Here is a 15,594-nt window from a genome sequence, read left to right on the forward strand (position 1 = left end):
AGCCGCCGCCCCTGAGCACAATGCACCTGCCTTAACTATGCTGAAACGTTGAGTTGCGCATCACGCGCCCCCTGGAGAGAGCTGCAATGCCGAGCACGCTGTCGTTCGATAAACGCCGATTTCCTCTCCATGTGCATATCAGCGTGATGTTCACCTGCCTGCTTCTGCTGACCGGCGTGGTGCTGGGCGTTTTCAATTACCAGCAGACCACCCGCATCATTCTTTCCAGCAGTGAAAAGCTGTTCCAACGCATCGAACAGGACGTGCAGCTGGACCTGAAAGCGACCTACGAACCGATTCGCCATCTGCTCAGCCTGCTGGTGAGCAATCCGGCCGTCCAGGCCAGCGACCTCGGGCAGCGTCTGGCGCTGCTCGGGCCTTTCAGCCAATCGCTCAAGGACAACCCCGAACTGGCCTCCCTCTATGTGGGTTATGCCGACGGTGATTTTTTCATGGTCCGGCCCTTGCGCAGCCAGGCCTTGAAGGAAGCCCGCCAGGCTCCGGACGCCGCGGCCTATGAAATCTGGAGCATCGAGCGCGACCGTCGCACCGGGCAACTGCATTCGCAGTCGCTGTTTTACGACGTCGGCCTCGCCCTGGTCAGCCGCCGGGACAATAGCCAGGAATCCTACGACCCCACCAGTCGCAACTGGTTTGCCAACGCCAAGGACGACACCGACCAGATCACCACCGAGCCGTACATCTTTTTCTCCACCCGCAACGTCGGCACCACCCTCGCCCGTCGCAGCGGTAATAACGCGGTGATGGGCGCCGACCTGACCCTGGAACAACTCTCGGCCACCCTAGCCAAGCATCGGGTCACCCCCAGTACCGAAATCGCCCTGGTGGATGGCAACGGCAACGCCGTGGCTTATCCGGACAGCCGTCGCCTGATCGTCGAAGAACAGAGCGCCCGGCTGATCCGCGCCAACGACCTGAACCCGGCCCTCGATGCGCTGCTGCGGGGCAAGGCCCAGGGTAATCATCTGCGGCTCAAGGATCGCCAGTGGATAGTTGCCAGCCGTCATCTGCAGGAAGGTGGGCCCCAGGGGCTGCAACTGGCGCTGCTGGTGCCCGAAGACGAGTTGCTGGCGGACGCCTATCGCATGCGCTGGCAAGGCGCGCTGATCACCCTGAGCATTCTGCTGCTGTGCCTGCCGCTCGGCTGGCTGACCTCGCGGGTGCTGGTCAGGCCGTTGCGCGCCCTGGTGCAGGAAGCCGACGCCATCCGCAGCTTCGATTTCAACTACCCGCTGACCCGTCGCTCGCCGGTGCTGGAAGTCGACCAGTTGAGCGTGTCGATGGCCCGCATGAAGGAAACCCTGGCCAGCTTTTTTGAAATCACCGCCAGCCTTTCCGCGGAAACCCGCTTCGACCCACTGCTGCAACGGGTGCTGTTTGAAACCATGAAGATCGGCCAGGCCCAGGCCGGGCTGATCTACCTGCGGGAAAACGAAGGCATGAGCCTGGAGCCTCACGGTCTGATCATCGCCGACAATGTCCAGGACCTGCGGGCCTTCGATATACGGAGCCAGGATGTCCAGCACGACGCAAGCCCGGTGTGGCTGCGGCAACTGACGAACAGCGAGAACGTGGTCACGACCCTGGGGTTCGAGCAGGCGGCCGACCTGCAAAGCGTGCTGCTGGCCATGAACTGCCCCAGCGTCCATCTGATCGGTATCCGCCTGCACAATCGTCACAACGAAACCGTTGGCATGCTCATCCTGCTGTTGGCCGACAGCGGCCAGGAAGCCGACCTGGAAAAGCTGCGCCCGGACCGCATCGCTTTCCTGCAGGCGGTTTCCGGCGCCGCGGCGGTCAGCATCGACAGCCAGCGCCTGCAGAACCGGCAAAAGCAGTTGCTCGACTCCTTCATCCAGTTGCTGGCCGGGGCGATCGATGCCAAGAGCCCGTACACCGGCGGGCATTGCCAGCGGGTGCCAGCGCTGACCCTGATGCTGGCCCAGGCCGCCGCGGCCAGCCAGCAACCGGCGTTCAGCGCCTACCAGCCTACCGAGGACGAGTGGGAGGCGCTGCATATCGCGGCCTGGCTGCACGATTGCGGCAAGGTCACGACCCCCGAGTACGTGGTGGACAAGGCCACCAAGCTGGAAACCCTGAACGACCGCATCCACGAGATACGCACCCGCTTCGAGGTGCTCAAGCGCGATCTCTGGATCGACTATTGGCAGGCCTGCGCCCAGGGTGGCGATAAAGCTTCGCTAGCGGCGATCCGCGATGCCGGCCTGGCGGAACTGGACGACGATTTTGCGTTCATCGCCCACTGCAACCTCGGTAGCGAGGCCATGGCCGAGGCCGATCTGCAACGGCTGGAAAGGATTGCCCGACGCACCTGGAGCCGCACCCTGGACGACCGCCTGGGCCTGTCCTGGGAAGAAAACCGCCGCCAGCAACGCACCCCGGCGGCCACCCTGCCGGTCATCGAACAGCTGCTGGCCGACAAGCCCGAGCATCTGATCGAGCGCAACCCAGCCGAACTGATACCCGCGGACAATCCCTGGGGCTTCAAACTCGATGTGCCGCCCTACAAGTACAACCGTGGCGAGCTGTACAACCTGAGCATCGGCAAAGGTACCCTGACCCGTGAAGAGCGCTACGTGATCAATCACCACATGGTGCAAACCATCCTGATGCTCAACCACCTGCCCTTCCCCGACCACCTGAATAACATCCCCGAGATCGCCGGCGGCCATCACGAGAAAATGGACGGCACCGGGTATCCCAAGCAGCTGAAACGGGAGCAGATGAGCCTGCCGGCGCGGATGATAGCCATTGCCGATATCTTCGAAGCCCTGACGGCGGCGGACCGCCCCTACAAGAAGGGCAAGACCCTGAGCGAAGCGCTGGGCATCATGGCGAGCATGTGCCGCAATGCCCATATCGATCCGGAACTGTTCGAGTTGTTCATCCAGGCCAGGATCTACCAGCAGTACGCCGACCGTTTCATGGAACCGCAGCAGATCGACGGGGTAGACCCCGAGGGCCTGCTGGGCACGGCCGGGCTCAGGGTCTGACGCGGGCTCAGCAGTCGGTCAGGCGCAGGAAGATCGCCGCCAGGCGCTCGATGCCGGCCTGATCCTCGAGGGTGAAGCGGGCGATTTTCGGGCTGTCCAGATCCAGCACGCCGATCAGCCGCCCATCCTTGACCAGGGGCACCACCAGTTCACTGTTGGAAGCGCTATCGCAAGCGATATGCCCAGGGAATGCATGCACATCCTCGACCCGCTGGGTCTGCAGGCTCGCCGCAGCCGCACCGCACACACCACGACCGAAGGCAATGCGCACACAGGCGATCTGGCCCTGGAACGGCCCGAGCACCAGTTCCTCGTTGCGGTTGAGGTAGAAACCGGCCCAGTTCAAATCGTCCAGCTGGTTGAACAGAAACGCCGAGAACTGCGCGGCGTTGGCGATGAAATCGCGCTCGTCGGCCAGCAACGACTCCAGCTGGGCGCACAGCAAGGCATAGCCGTCCAGGCCTTTGCCGGTGTTCTGCAGATCGATCATGCTTTTTGCTCCAACAACTTCAAACCTACCCAGTAGCGCGCGAACTGATACGCGCAGCGACCATTGCGATTGCCGCGGCCGGTGGCCCAGCGCACGGCGAGAATATCCAGGGCTTCGTCACGCTGCCATTGCAGGCCGGCCTTGCGCCCTAGCTCGCTGATCCAGTGTTCGACCACGTTCAGGTAATGCTCCTGGGTGAAGGGATAGAACGACAGCCACAGACCGAAACGGTCCGACAGGGCAATCTTGTCTTCCACCGCCTCGCTCGGGTGCAGCTCGCCATCGACGCGCTTCCAGTTCTCGTTGTCGCTTTCCTTCTCCGGCACCAGGTGCCGGCGGTTGGACGTGGCGTACAGCAGCACGTTGTCCGGGGCCTGCTCCAGCGAGCCGTCGAGCACGCTCTTGAGTACCCGGTAATCGCCCTCGCCCGACTCGAACGACAGGTCATCGCAGAACAGCACGAAACGCTGCGGCAGCTTGACCAGTTGCTCCACCACCCGCGGCAAGTCGGCCAGGTGATCGCGCTCGATCTCGATCAGGCGCAGGCCCTGCTGGGCATGCTCGGCCAGCAGCGCGCGGACCAGCGACGATTTGCCGGTGCCACGCGAGCCCCACAGCAAGGCATGGTTGGCCGGCAGGCCGTCGAGGAACTGCCGGGTATTGCGCCCCAGCTGGTCGCGCTGGTTGTCGACCCCGATCAGGTCGGACAAGCGCATGTCCAGGCTGACTTCCAGCGGCAGCAGAAAACCGCTGCGGCCTTCACGCTGCCAGCGCGCGGCCAGGCATTGGGTCCAGTCGATGGCTTGTCGCGGCGCGGGCAACAGCGGCTCGATACGCGCCAGAACCGCATCGGCGCGTTCAAGAAAAGCATTCAATCGAGATTCCACGACTTCTCCTCGGGCAGGTTCCCAGTAATGATGTGGCCCGCAGACGAAACGACCTTCCGCATGCCAGGTCTACCGCAAGCGAACGGCGCCGGGCCCTGCCGGCACACACTGATGATCAGCTATGCTTGCCCAGCGAAGGGAAACGGAAATTGGTTCAACACCCCATGGACATCAAGTTCACCAACCGCCTGTCTTACAAGCAAGCCAGGCTCACTGTGCTGGTCGGGTTTGTCCTGGGGACGGCGCTCAGTCTGCTGCAAATCGGCATCGATTATGCCAGCGAAGATGCCTCCATCAACCGGGAAATCAACGCCCTCCTGGAAATCAGCCACAATCCGGCCTCGCGTATCGCCTACAACATCGACTCCGAGCTCGCCCAGGAGCTGACGCTCGGCCTGCTGCGCTCGCCGGCGATCATCCGCGCCCGGCTGATCGACAACAACGACACCCAGTTGGCCAACGTCACCCGACCGGCCCAGCAAAGCCGCTACCGGATGCTCAGCGACTTCCTGTTCGGCGCCAAGCGTGAGTTCCAGGACCGCTTGTACCTCGATCACCTGCCCTCGGAATCCCTCGGTGTCCTGCACCTGGAAGTCGACACCTACTCGTTCGGCAGCCGCTTCCTGCGCCGCGCGGAAATCACCCTGATCAACGGTTTCATGCGCAGCCTGATCCTCACCGGGCTGCTCCTGGCGCTGTTCTACGTGATGCTGACCAAGCCCCTGGTCGGCGTCATTCGCGAACTCAGCGGGCGCGATCCGCGCAACCCCGACCAGACGCGGCTGGACTTCCCGCCCAGCCACGAACAGGACGAGATCGGCGTGCTGGTCACCGTCGCCAACCAGCAGTTCGACAACATGGCCACCGAGATCCAGCAACGGCGCAACGCCGAAAACCGCCTGACCGACTACCTCGGCCAGTTGGAAAACATCGTCTCGGCGCGCACCACAGAGCTCAAGGCCATCAACGACCGGCTGAGCCAGTCCAACGAGGAGCTGGAAGTCGCCCGTAGCACCGCCCTCGACATGGCCCAGGCCCGTGCCGCCTTCCTGGCCAACATGAGCCATGAAATCCGCACGCCGCTCAATGGCCTGCTGGGCATGATCGCCCTGTCGCTGGACAGCCCGCTGAACGCCGAACAACGCCAGCAACTGTCGATCGCCCACGACTCCGGCAAAGTGCTGGTGGAACTGCTCAACGATATTCTCGACATGTCCAAGTTCGACGCCGGCCAGCTAGAACTGGAGCGCATTCCCTTCGATCTCGGGGTGTTGGTGGAAGACACCGCCAACCTGCTGTCGCAGAACGCGGCGCCAAGCGTCGAGCTGGCCTGCCTGATCGAGCCGGAGTTCCCGGCGCTGGTGCTCGGCGACCCCATGCGCGTGCGGCAGATTGTCAGCAACCTGCTGTCCAATGCCCTCAAGTTCACCCGCTTCGGCCGTGTCGATGTGCGCCTGCGTACGTTCGAAGACGGGGTCAGGATCGAGGTCTGCGACACCGGTATCGGCATCGCCCGCGAGGCCCAGGTGAAAATCTTCCAGCCCTATACCCAGGCCGGCGCCGGGATCACCCGGCAATACGGTGGTACCGGCCTGGGCCTGGCGCTGACCTACAACCTCTGCGAAGCCATGCAGGGGCGCCTGAGCATCAGCTCGGAGGTGGGTTTTGGCAGCCAGTTCTGCGCCGACCTGCCGCTGCCCTGTCACATGCCTGCCAGCCCACCGTCGCCGCTGCACGGCCAGGTCCTGGCCATTACCTCCGAAGGCAGCGGCCTGGCCGAACTGCTGAGCGTGCAGTTGCCGTTCTGGGGCCTGGAGTATCGGCGCTGCGATCTCAATGAATCGCTGCTCGGACAGAAGCCGGACCTGCTGATCACCGACTGTCCGGAATGCCTGTTCGGCCTGCGTCCAAGCATCAGCGCGCCGATTCTGCTGGTCACCGCCTACGGCAGCTTCCTGCCCAGCGAAGAAGCCAGCGCCCTGGCGCCGTTGCAACAACAGGCGCGGCCATTGGCGCGCAACGCCCTGTATCAGACCCTGCGCCGGGCCCTGCTGGCCGAAACCGCGGTGATCAATGAAGCCCAGCTGGAAACCCTGGCGCCCCTGCGCCGGGCCTTCATCCTACTGGTGGAAGACAACCCGGTGAACCAACTGGTGGCCAAGGGCATGCTGAGCAAGCTCGGCTGCGAAGTGACGGTCGCCTCCCAGGGCGCCGAAGCCCTGGACGTGCTGGAACACCAGCATTTCGACCTGGTGCTGATGGACTGCAACATGCCGGTGATGGACGGCTACGAGGCCAGCCGGCAAATCCGCCGCAGCGGCCGCTGGCCGGACCTGCCGATCGTCGCCCTGACCGCCAATGCCATGCCCGAGGAGCGCGAGCGCTGCCGGGCCGCGGGCATGAGCGACTACCTGGCCAAGCCCTTCCGCCGTGAAGAGTTGATCGCCCTGTTGGACCTCTGGGTGCCGACTACGACAGCGCTTTGACCTGGGCCAGCAACCGGTCCAGGCCATTGCGCAATTCGCTCAGGCTGTCGAGGTCGACACCGCTGTCGCATAACAACGCCGCCTTGAGCGGTGGCACCTGATCGCGCAAGACCAGGCCGGCCGCGCTCAGACTCAGGTGCACCTCACGCTCGTCGCGGGACGAACGCTGGCGCTGCACCAGTTGCAGCTGTTCAAGGCGCTTGAGCAAGGGTGTCAGGGTCCCGGAATCCAGCGCCAGGCGTTCCCCTAGCGCCTTGACCGTCGGCAGTTCGGGCGGCGTGGCCTGCCACTCCCAGAGCACCAGCATCACCAGGTACTGCGGGTAGGTCAGCCCCAACTGGTCGAGCATCGGCTTGTAGCCCCGCACCACGGCCCGCGAGGCGGCGTACAGCTTGAAGCACAGCTGGCTGTCGAGTTTCAGCGAATCGGCGGACAGGTCGGTCATTTGAGCAGGGCTTCGATCTCGCGGGTCAGGTCCTGGGGTTTGGTGGCCGGGGCGAAACGCTTGACCAGCGAGCCGTCCTTGCCGATCAGGAACTTGGTGAAGTTCCACTTGATGCCCTGGGAACCCAATACCCCCGGCGCGCGTTTTTTCAGCTGCACGAACAGCGGGTGCGCCTCGGCGCCATTGACGTCGATCTTCTTGAACAGCGGAAAGCTGACGCCGTAGTTCAGCTCGCAGAACTCGGAAATCGCCCCTTCGTTGCCCGGCTCCTGCTTGCCGAACTGGTTGCAGGGAAAGCCCAGTACCACCAGGCCCTGGTCCTTGTAGGTCTGCCACAGTTCTTCCAGGCCCTTGTACTGCGGGGTGAACCCGCACTTGCTCGCGGTATTGACCACCAGCACGGCCTTGCCGGCGAAATCGGCCAGGGTCTTTTGCTCGCCCTTGATGGTGGTGCACGGAATGTTCAGCAATGTGTCACTCATGGCGCGGACTCCAGAAACGAAAGGTACGATAAAAATAGCGTTCAATTAAATTGTGCGCAATTTAATTAACCGAAAAGCGATTTCGAAAAATCGCCTTGGGCACCCACTACGATAAGCGTGGAACCAGGTCCAGGCACACCGAGTTAATGCAGTAGCGCAGGCCGGTCGGCGGTGGGCCATCCGGGAACACATGCCCCAGGTGCGCATCGCATTTGGCGCAGACCACTTCGGTACGGATCATGCCGTGGCTCAGGTCACGGATCTCGACCATGGCACTCTCGCCGATCGGCTCGTAGAAGCTCGGCCAGCCGCAACCGGAGTCGAATTTGGCCCTGGAGTCGAACAACGGTGCATTGCAGCAGATGCAGTGATACACACCGTCGGTCTTGGTGGCGTTGTACTTGCCCGAGAACGGCCGTTCGGTGCCTTTGAGGCGGCAGACGTTGTACTGCTCCGGATCGAGCATGGCACGCCATTCTTCAAGGGTTTTTTCCAGCTTTTCCATGGTCCTTCCTCTGCAACTGAAAAAGCCCGATCTGTATCTTTTCCACGGATCGGGCGGCACGTATGATTGCGCCTCGTTAGACGCCAGTCTGGCAGCCGTGTTACACGGGTTCAAACGGATTTTGCCGCCGCGAACCCAGGCTTCAGGCCTGTGTGCAAACGCAGGATTCCCAGTACGGTAGCTCACTCACCGTCTGGATCGTTCATTTTCGGGAACACATCGCCATGCAGGTCAGCAAATCGAACAAGCTCGCAAACGTCTGTTATGACATTCGCGGCCCAGTGCTCAAGCACGCCAAACGCCTGGAAGAGGAAGGCCATCGCATCCTCAAGCTGAACATCGGCAACCCGGCGCCTTTTGGTTTCGAAGCGCCGGACGAAATCCTCCAGGACGTGATCCGCAACCTGCCGACCGCACAGGGCTACAGCGACTCCAAGGGCCTGTTCAGCGCCCGCAAGGCGGTCATGCAGTACTACCAGCAAAAGCAGGTGGAAGGCGTCGGCATCGAAGACATCTACCTGGGCAACGGCGTTTCCGAACTGATCGTCATGGCCATGCAGGCCCTGCTCAACAACGGTGACGAAGTGCTGGTACCGGCCCCGGACTATCCGCTGTGGACCGCGGCCGTGAGCCTGGCCGGCGGCAACCCGGTGCACTACCTGTGCGACGAGCAAGCCAACTGGTGGCCGGACATCGCCGACATCAAGGCCAAGATCACCCCGAACACCAAGGCCCTGGTGATCATCAACCCGAACAACCCGACCGGCGCGGTGTACCCCAAGGAAGTGTTGCTGGACATGCTCGAACTGGCGCGCCAGCACAACCTGGTGGTGTTCTCCGACGAGATCTACGACAAGATCCTCTACGATGACGCCGTGCATGTCTGCACCGCCTCCCTGGCGCCGGACCTGCTGTGCCTGACCTTCAACGGCCTGTCCAAGTCCTACCGGGTAGCCGGTTTCCGTTCCGGCTGGGTGGCCATTTCCGGTCCGAAGCACCACGCCCAGAGCTACATCGAAGGCATCGACATGCTGGCCAACATGCGCCTGTGCGCCAACGTGCCGAGCCAGCACGCCATTCAAACGGCGCTGGGTGGCTACCAGAGCATCAACGACCTGGTGCTGCCGCCGGGCCGCCTGCTGGAACAGCGCAACCGCACCTGGGAACTGCTCAACGACATCCCCGGCGTCAGCTGCGTCAAGCCCATGGGCGCGCTGTACGCCTTCCCGAAAATCGACCCGAAAGTCTGCCCGATCCACAACGACGAGAAGTTCGTCCTCGACCTGCTGCTCTCGGAAAAACTGCTGGTGGTTCAGGGCACCGCCTTCAACTGGCCATGGCCGGACCACTTCCGTGTCGTGACCCTGCCGCGAGTGGATGACCTGGAACAGGCGATCGGCCGTATCGGCAGCTTCCTCAAGTCGTATCGCCAGTAAGCTTGCAACGCAGTGCGACCGACGCCGGCCGCACTGCGATTAATTCAGCAACACTTCTGTACTCCCTGCTGCGCCTCCCCTTCTGTATCTTTGCCTTGCGCCTTATGCCCAGTGGTAACACGCCTCTGAAGCGCCTTCCCACCTGCGACAGAAAGCTCATGCAAGCGTCTAAAATCAGCCTGCAGGACACAGTTTGAAATAGTCACCCGGTTGAATAGGCCGGTGCCGCACCTTATATACCCCGCAGAACGCTACATCTTTAGCATGAGGAGATTTCTACAACCATGATGCGCATCCTGCTGTTCTTGGCCACTAACCTGGCGGTCGTGCTGATTGCCAGCATCACCCTGAGCCTTTTCGGCTTCAACGGGTTCATGGCGGCCAATGGGGTTGATCTCAACCTCAATCAGCTGCTGGTTTTCTGTGCGGTCTTTGGTTTCGCCGGTTCCCTGTTCTCGCTGTTCATCTCCAAGTGGATGGCGAAAATGAGCACCAGCACCCAGATCATTACCCAGCCTCGCACTCGTCATGAGCAATGGCTGCTGCAAACCGTCGAGCAACTGTCCCGCGAAGCCGGGATCAAGATGCCCGAAGTCGGTATTTTCCCGGCCTACGAGGCCAATGCCTTCGCCACCGGCTGGAACAAGAACGACGCGCTGGTCGCGGTCAGCCAGGGCCTGCTCGAGCGTTTCTCGCCCGATGAAGTGAAAGCTGTGCTGGCCCACGAGATCGGTCACGTGGCCAACGGCGACATGGTCACCCTGGCGCTGGTCCAGGGCGTGGTGAACACCTTCGTGATGTTCTTCGCGCGCATCATCGGCAACTTCGTCGACAAGGTGATTTTCAAGAACGAAGAAGGCCAGGGTATCGCCTACTACATCGCGACCATCTTCGCCGAACTGGTCCTGGGCTTCCTGGCCAGCGCCATCGTCATGTGGTTCTCGCGCAAGCGCGAATTCCGTGCCGACGAAGCCGGTGCGCAACTGGCCGGCACCGCGGCAATGATCGGCGCCCTGCAACGCCTGCGCTCGGAACAGGGCCTGCCGGTGCATATGCCCGACACCCTGAATGCCTTCGGCATCAACGGTGGCCTCAAACAAGGCCTGGCTCGCATGTTCATGAGCCACCCGCCGCTGGAAGAGCGTATCGACGCACTGAGCCGTCGTCGCGGATAACGCTGGCGCAACACAAAAAAGGGCGACCCGAGTCGCCCTTTTTTATGGCCTGTGGAAAACCGGAACTCAGCACGCCAGCAAGCGATAGACCCGCTCTTCGAGGCGGGTCACGCCGCCCTGGAGAAACTTCCAGCTCTCGCCAAGGATGTCCCGCTCCTCCTCGATCCGCAGCTGCCAGCGTTTACCGAGCAAGGCCTTGACCTCGTCATCGAGCACGGCGAAAGGCGGCCCCGCCATCAGCGCCTGCTCGTAATCCAGGGTGATCAGCAGCCCCTGGCAGCCCAGGGGCAGGGCCGACTGCAGATGCGCGGCATACCGCTCGCGCATCTCCGGCGGCAAGGCGATCAATGCCGCACGGTCGTACAACGCCTGGCAGTCGACGACATCCGCGGCCTGCAGGGCAAAAAAGTCGCCGCACCAGAGCTGGATCGGACCGTACTCATAGACCTTGAATCCACCTCGAAGGCTGACCTGCGGCTGCAACTGCTGCTCGCTGAAAAAGTCCTGGATGGCCTTCTCCGACAACTCGATACCCAGCACCTGATGGCCCTGGCTGGCCAGCCAGCTCAGGTCCAGGCTCTTGCCGCACAGCGGCACCAGCACACGCGAACCCGGCGCCAGCCCCAACTGGGGCCAGTAGCGTTGCAGATAAGGATTAACCTCAGACAAATGGAAGCCGATCTGATTCTGTTCCCAGCGTTTGTGCCAAAACTCCGGCTGCATAAATCACCCTGAAATTCGATCAAAAACCACAAAAACTTATATTAGATTTAGATCAATGATCTGATTGAAGATGGTGCATCTTAACGCTCAGGACCTTATTCATGCTCCCTAGCCTGTTCATCTCCCACGGATCACCCATGCTTGCCCTGGAACCCGGCGCCAGCGGCCCGGCCCTCGCCCGCCTGGCCGCCGAGCTGCCACGGCCCAAAGCCATAGTGCTGGTGTCGGCCCACTGGGAAAGCCAGGACCTGCGGGTCAGCAGCAGCCCACAACCGAAAACCTGGCATGACTTCGGTGGTTTCCCCGCAGCGCTGTTCGCCGTGCAATACCCGGCCCCTGGCCAGCCTGAGCTGGCGGAACAAGTAGCGCAGTTGCTCAGGGCCGACGGCCTGCCGGCGCAGCTCGACGACCAGCGCCCGTTCGACCACGGGGTCTGGGTGCCGCTGTCGCTGATGTACCCACAGGCGGATATTCCGGTCGTCCAGGTTTCCCTGCCCAGCCGAATGGGCCCAGCCTTGCAGACTCAGGTCGGGCACGCCCTGTCCAGCCTGCGGCAACAAGGTGTGCTATTGATCGGCTCGGGCAGCATTACCCACAACCTGCGCGAACTGGACTGGCACGCCGGCCCGGAAAGCGTCGAGCCGTGGGCCAAGGCGTTCCGCGACTGGATGATCGAGAAGCTCGCCGCCAACGACGAAGCCGCGCTGCACGACTACCGTCGCCAGGCACCGAACGCCGTGCGCAGCCACCCCAGCGATGAACACCTGCTGCCGCTGTATTTCGCCAGAGGCGCCGGTGGCGACTTCAGCATCGCCCATCAAGGCTTCACCATGGGCGCACTGGGCATGGATATCTATCGCTTCGGCTGATGCCACTGCCGGGCCTGAAGCAGGGCGAGCGCTACCAGGTCAAAAAACCAGGCAAAAAAAATCCCCGCACCAGGCGGGGATTTTTTCGTTCAACCAATCAGCTCAGCGCCGATCAGTCTTCGCGATAACGACGCAGCTTCAGCTGCTTGCCGGCAACGCGAGTGTCCTTCAGTTTGGTCAGCAGACGCTCCAGACCTTCCTCCGGCAGCTCGACCAGGCTGAAGCTGTCACGCACCTGGATGCGACCGATGGCTTCGCGGGCCAGGCCGCCTTCGTTGAGGATGGCGCCCAGCAGGTTCTTGGCCGCGATACCGTCACGCGCGCCCAGCGCGGTACGGCAACGGGCACGACCTTCAGCCAGAGGCATCGGCGCGCGACGCTCACGCTCACCGCGATCAGGACGATCACCGGAACGCTCAGGACGGTCGCCACGTGGCGCGCTGCTCGGCACCAGTGGGCGTTCCTTCTCGATCGCTGCCAGGTTCAGCGCCTGACCGTTGGTGGCCTTGCGCAGCAGGGCCGCGGCCAGGGCACGCGGGCTGCAACCGATATCGGCGGTCAGGCGATCCAGCAGATCACCGTGGGTCGATTCAGCATCAGCGACCAGCGGCGACAGGCTGTTGGTCAGCTTCTTGATGCGCGCGTCGAGAACGGCTTGAGCGTCCGGCAGGCGAACCTCGGCAACCTTCTGACCGGTTACACGCTCGATCACTTGCAGCATGCGGCGCTCGCGTGGAGTCACCAGCAGCAGCGCACGACCTTCGCGACCGGCACGGCCGGTACGGCCGATACGGTGCACGTAGGATTCCGGGTCGTACGGCATGTCCACGTTGAATACGTGGGTGATGCGCGGTACGTCCAGGCCACGGGCGGCAACGTCGGTCGCCACAACGATGTCCAGGCGGCCATCCTTGAGGGAGTCGATTACGCGCTCACGCTGGTTCTGGGCGATATCGCCGTTCAGCGCAGCGGCCTTGTAGCCTTTGGCTTCCAGGGCACTGGCCAGGTCCAGGGTCGCTTGCTTGGTGCGCACGAACATGATCAGGGCGTCGAAATCTTCCACTTCCAGCAGGCTGAGAACGGCAGAAGTCTTCTGGTCAGCGTGAACCAACAGGTGAGCCTGTTCGATCGCGGTAACGGTCTGGGTCTTGCTCTGGATCTTGACGTGTTTCGGGTCCTTCAGGTGACGCTCGGCGATCGCACGGATCGACTGCGGCAGGGTAGCCGAGAACAGTACGGTCTGACGGGTTTCCGGCATGGCCTTGAAGATCACTTCCAAGTCATCCATGAAGCCCAGCTTGAGCATTTCGTCGGCTTCGTCGAGAACCAGGTGGTTCACGGTCGCCAGGACTTTTTCGTCGCGACGCAGGTGGTCGCACAGACGGCCCGGAGTGGCGACAACGATCTGTGCGCCATTACGGATTGCTTTCAGTTGTGGGCCCATCGGCGCGCCGCCGTAGACAGCCACAACAGTTACGCCCGGCATTTGCTTGGCGTAGGTTTCGAAAGCGGTTGCAACTTGCAGCGCCAACTCACGGGTTGGGGCCAGGATCAGAGCTTGCGGCTCGCGCTTGGACGGATCAATGCGGTGCAGGATAGGCAGGGCGAACGCGGCGGTCTTACCGGTACCGGTTTGCGCCTGACCAATCATATCGTGACCGGCGAGGATGATCGGGATCGACTGCTGCTGAATGGCCGAAGGCTCTTCATAGCCGGTAGCGACTACTGCAGCGACAATATTGGGATGAAGTTCAAGAGCGGCGAAGCCGCCGATTTCCTGGGTCATGGGTCTGCCTCTAAGTGCATCCGCAAAGACCCATGCTCCAAAGCTGCGCATGCCGTGTAAGACTCAAGAGTCACCCTGGCAGCTTTGTCGGCGGGGATTTGCGAAAACGATTGAAAGAAATGAACGTCAAGGATAGTCCGCGCAGCGGACAAGCAGCCGAAGCTGACTTCGGGGAATTGCATCACCTAAACGAGGCCCGGTTAAAGGCCGGCGCGCACTATACCGGAATTAGTAAAAAAAGGGAGTTTTTTTTATCGGAAAAACCCGCTGAATACCTAGTTGTCACAGGCTTTGCGGATAATCCGGCAAAGGTCTATTTTGCACAGGCCCACGCCTGTCGGGGGATGACGCTTAAACGGTTCATCTTGCCGGCCGATACCGTCGGTCCGAGACACTCTTTACCGTCCGAGGAAATGCCCCATGAGCCAGCCCAGTTGCAGTCGCGTCAGCCGTGAACAACGTGGTCATCTCTTCCTCATCGGCCTGGACCGGGTCGCCAAGCGCAATGCCTTCGATCTGCAACTGCTCGATCAACTCAGCCTGGCCTATGGCGAGTTCGAGGCCAGCAGCGAGGCCCGGGTCGCCGTGGTGTTCGGCCATGGCGAGCACTTCACCGCCGGGCTGGACCTGGCCAACGTCGGGGCCAAGCTCGCCAAAGGCTGGCAGGCGCCGGCCGGTGGCTGCGATCCCTGGGGTGTCTTCGCTGGGCCACGGGTCAGCAAACCGGTGATAGTCGCGGTGCAGGGCTACTGCCTGACCATAGGCATCGAACTGATGCTGGCGGCGGATATCAACCTGTGCGCCAGCAATACCCGCTTCGCCCAGCTGGAAGTGCAACGTGGCATCTTTCCATTCGGCGGCGCCACTCTGCGTTTGCATCAGATCGCCGGCTGGGGCAACGCCATGCGCTGGTTGCTCACCGGCGACGAATTCGACGCCCATGAAGCCCTGCGCCTGGGGCTGGTGCAGGAGGTGATGGCCAGCGAGGACCTGCTGCCCCGCGCCCTGGCCCTCGCCGAACGGATCGCCTGCCAGGCGCCGCTGGGGGTTCAGGCGACCCTGATGTCGGCCCGGCAAGCCCGGCTCGAAGGGGAAAGCGCGGCGGCGCAGGGGCTGCCGCCGCTGGTGAAGAAACTATTGAACAGCGAGGACGCCAAGGAGGGTGTGCGAGCAATGGTCGAGAAGCGCCCGGGGGTGTTCAAGGGGTGTTGAACGGTCTGAACCCGTGGTGAATGTGAGGTCCTATCGCGGGCAAGCCTCGCTCCTACAGATGCG

Annotated in this window: 14 protein-coding genes; 7 read left to right on the top strand and 7 right to left on the bottom strand. The window is 62.4% G+C overall.

Annotation, left to right across the window (positions count from 1 at the left end):
• Window positions 1–86 precede the first annotated feature (86 nt).
• Window positions 87–3,035: an HD domain-containing phosphohydrolase gene (locus C4K38_RS22640; protein WP_053280290.1), complete on the top strand. Its 2,949-nt coding sequence runs from the start codon at window positions 87–89 to the stop codon at window positions 3,033–3,035.
• Between the two features lie 7 nt (window positions 3,036–3,042).
• Here C4K38_RS22640 and C4K38_RS22645 read toward each other — a convergent pair whose 3' ends face one another.
• The gene (locus C4K38_RS22645) at window positions 3,043–3,525 is read right to left on the bottom strand and encodes a GAF domain-containing protein (RefSeq protein WP_053280291.1); all 483 of its coding nucleotides are present in this window, start codon (window positions 3,523–3,525) and stop codon (window positions 3,043–3,045) included.
• On the bottom strand, window positions 3,522–4,412 hold the full coding sequence (locus C4K38_RS22650; protein ID WP_053280292.1) for an ATP-binding protein: 891 nt from the start codon (window positions 4,410–4,412) through the stop codon (window positions 3,522–3,524). The genes C4K38_RS22645 and C4K38_RS22650 overlap by 4 nt, the downstream gene beginning before the upstream one ends.
• 164 nt (window positions 4,413–4,576) lie before the next feature.
• On the opposite strand from C4K38_RS22650, the gene C4K38_RS22655 reads away from it, so the two are divergent.
• Window positions 4,577–6,898: a hybrid sensor histidine kinase/response regulator gene (locus C4K38_RS22655; RefSeq protein ID WP_053280293.1), complete on the top strand. Its 2,322-nt coding sequence runs from the start codon at window positions 4,577–4,579 to the stop codon at window positions 6,896–6,898.
• Here the strand turns inward: C4K38_RS22655 and C4K38_RS22660 are convergent.
• From C4K38_RS22660 to msrB, 3 genes are all read right to left on the bottom strand, one after another.
• A complete protein-coding gene (locus tag C4K38_RS22660) occupies window positions 6,882–7,343 on the bottom strand; it encodes a MarR family winged helix-turn-helix transcriptional regulator (RefSeq protein ID WP_053280294.1) in 462 nt (153 codons plus the stop codon). The genes C4K38_RS22655 and C4K38_RS22660 overlap by 17 nt on opposite strands.
• Window positions 7,340–7,825, bottom strand: coding sequence for a glutathione peroxidase (locus C4K38_RS22665; protein WP_053280295.1), 486 nt, complete (start codon window positions 7,823–7,825; stop codon window positions 7,340–7,342). Before C4K38_RS22665 ends, C4K38_RS22660 begins: the two co-directional genes overlap by 4 nt.
• Before the next feature lie 106 nt (window positions 7,826–7,931).
• Window positions 7,932–8,330 carry a peptide-methionine (R)-S-oxide reductase MsrB gene (msrB, locus tag C4K38_RS22670; protein WP_053280296.1) on the bottom strand — a complete coding sequence of 133 codons (399 nt, stop codon included), beginning with the start codon at window positions 8,328–8,330 and terminating at the stop codon, window positions 7,932–7,934.
• 224 nt (window positions 8,331–8,554) lie between these two features.
• On the opposite strand from msrB, the gene C4K38_RS22675 reads away from it, so the two are divergent.
• Complete coding sequence (locus C4K38_RS22675; RefSeq protein WP_025805478.1) at window positions 8,555–9,766, top strand: pyridoxal phosphate-dependent aminotransferase; 1,212 nt, start codon at window positions 8,555–8,557, stop codon at window positions 9,764–9,766.
• Window positions 9,767–10,050: 284 nt separating this feature from the next.
• A complete protein-coding gene (htpX, locus tag C4K38_RS22680) occupies window positions 10,051–10,941 on the top strand; it encodes a protease HtpX (protein WP_025805479.1) in 891 nt (296 codons plus the stop codon).
• 66 nt (window positions 10,942–11,007) lie between these two features.
• On the opposite strand, the gene C4K38_RS22685 is transcribed toward htpX, so the two are convergent.
• On the bottom strand, window positions 11,008–11,664 hold the full coding sequence (locus C4K38_RS22685; protein WP_053280297.1) for a thiopurine S-methyltransferase: 657 nt from the start codon (window positions 11,662–11,664) through the stop codon (window positions 11,008–11,010).
• A 101-nt stretch (window positions 11,665–11,765) separates the two neighbouring features.
• Between C4K38_RS22685 and C4K38_RS22690 the strand changes: the two genes are divergently transcribed.
• Window positions 11,766–12,533 (top strand): DODA-type extradiol aromatic ring-opening family dioxygenase, encoded by a 768-nt coding sequence (locus tag C4K38_RS22690; RefSeq protein ID WP_053280298.1) that lies wholly within the window; start codon window positions 11,766–11,768, stop codon window positions 12,531–12,533.
• Window positions 12,534–12,645: 112 nt separating this feature from the next.
• On the opposite strand, the gene C4K38_RS22695 is transcribed toward C4K38_RS22690, so the two are convergent.
• Window positions 12,646–14,319, bottom strand: a complete 1,674-nt coding sequence (locus C4K38_RS22695; protein ID WP_053280299.1) for a DEAD/DEAH box helicase — start codon at window positions 14,317–14,319, stop codon at window positions 12,646–12,648.
• A gap of 119 nt (window positions 14,320–14,438) precedes the next feature.
• On the opposite strand from C4K38_RS22695, the gene C4K38_RS32395 reads away from it, so the two are divergent.
• Both C4K38_RS32395 and C4K38_RS22705 read left to right on the top strand, forming a co-directional pair.
• Window positions 14,439–14,774: a hypothetical protein gene (locus C4K38_RS32395; protein WP_164487020.1), complete on the top strand. Its 336-nt coding sequence runs from the start codon at window positions 14,439–14,441 to the stop codon at window positions 14,772–14,774.
• Window positions 14,740–15,531, top strand: coding sequence for a crotonase/enoyl-CoA hydratase family protein (locus C4K38_RS22705; RefSeq protein WP_053280300.1), 792 nt, complete (start codon window positions 14,740–14,742; stop codon window positions 15,529–15,531). The genes C4K38_RS32395 and C4K38_RS22705 overlap by 35 nt, the downstream gene beginning before the upstream one ends.
• Window positions 15,532–15,594 lie beyond the last annotated feature (63 nt).

The sequence above is a fragment of the Pseudomonas chlororaphis subsp. piscium genome, from assembly GCF_003850345.1.
Taxonomy (GTDB): Bacteria; Pseudomonadota; Gammaproteobacteria; order Pseudomonadales; family Pseudomonadaceae; genus Aquipseudomonas; species Aquipseudomonas piscium.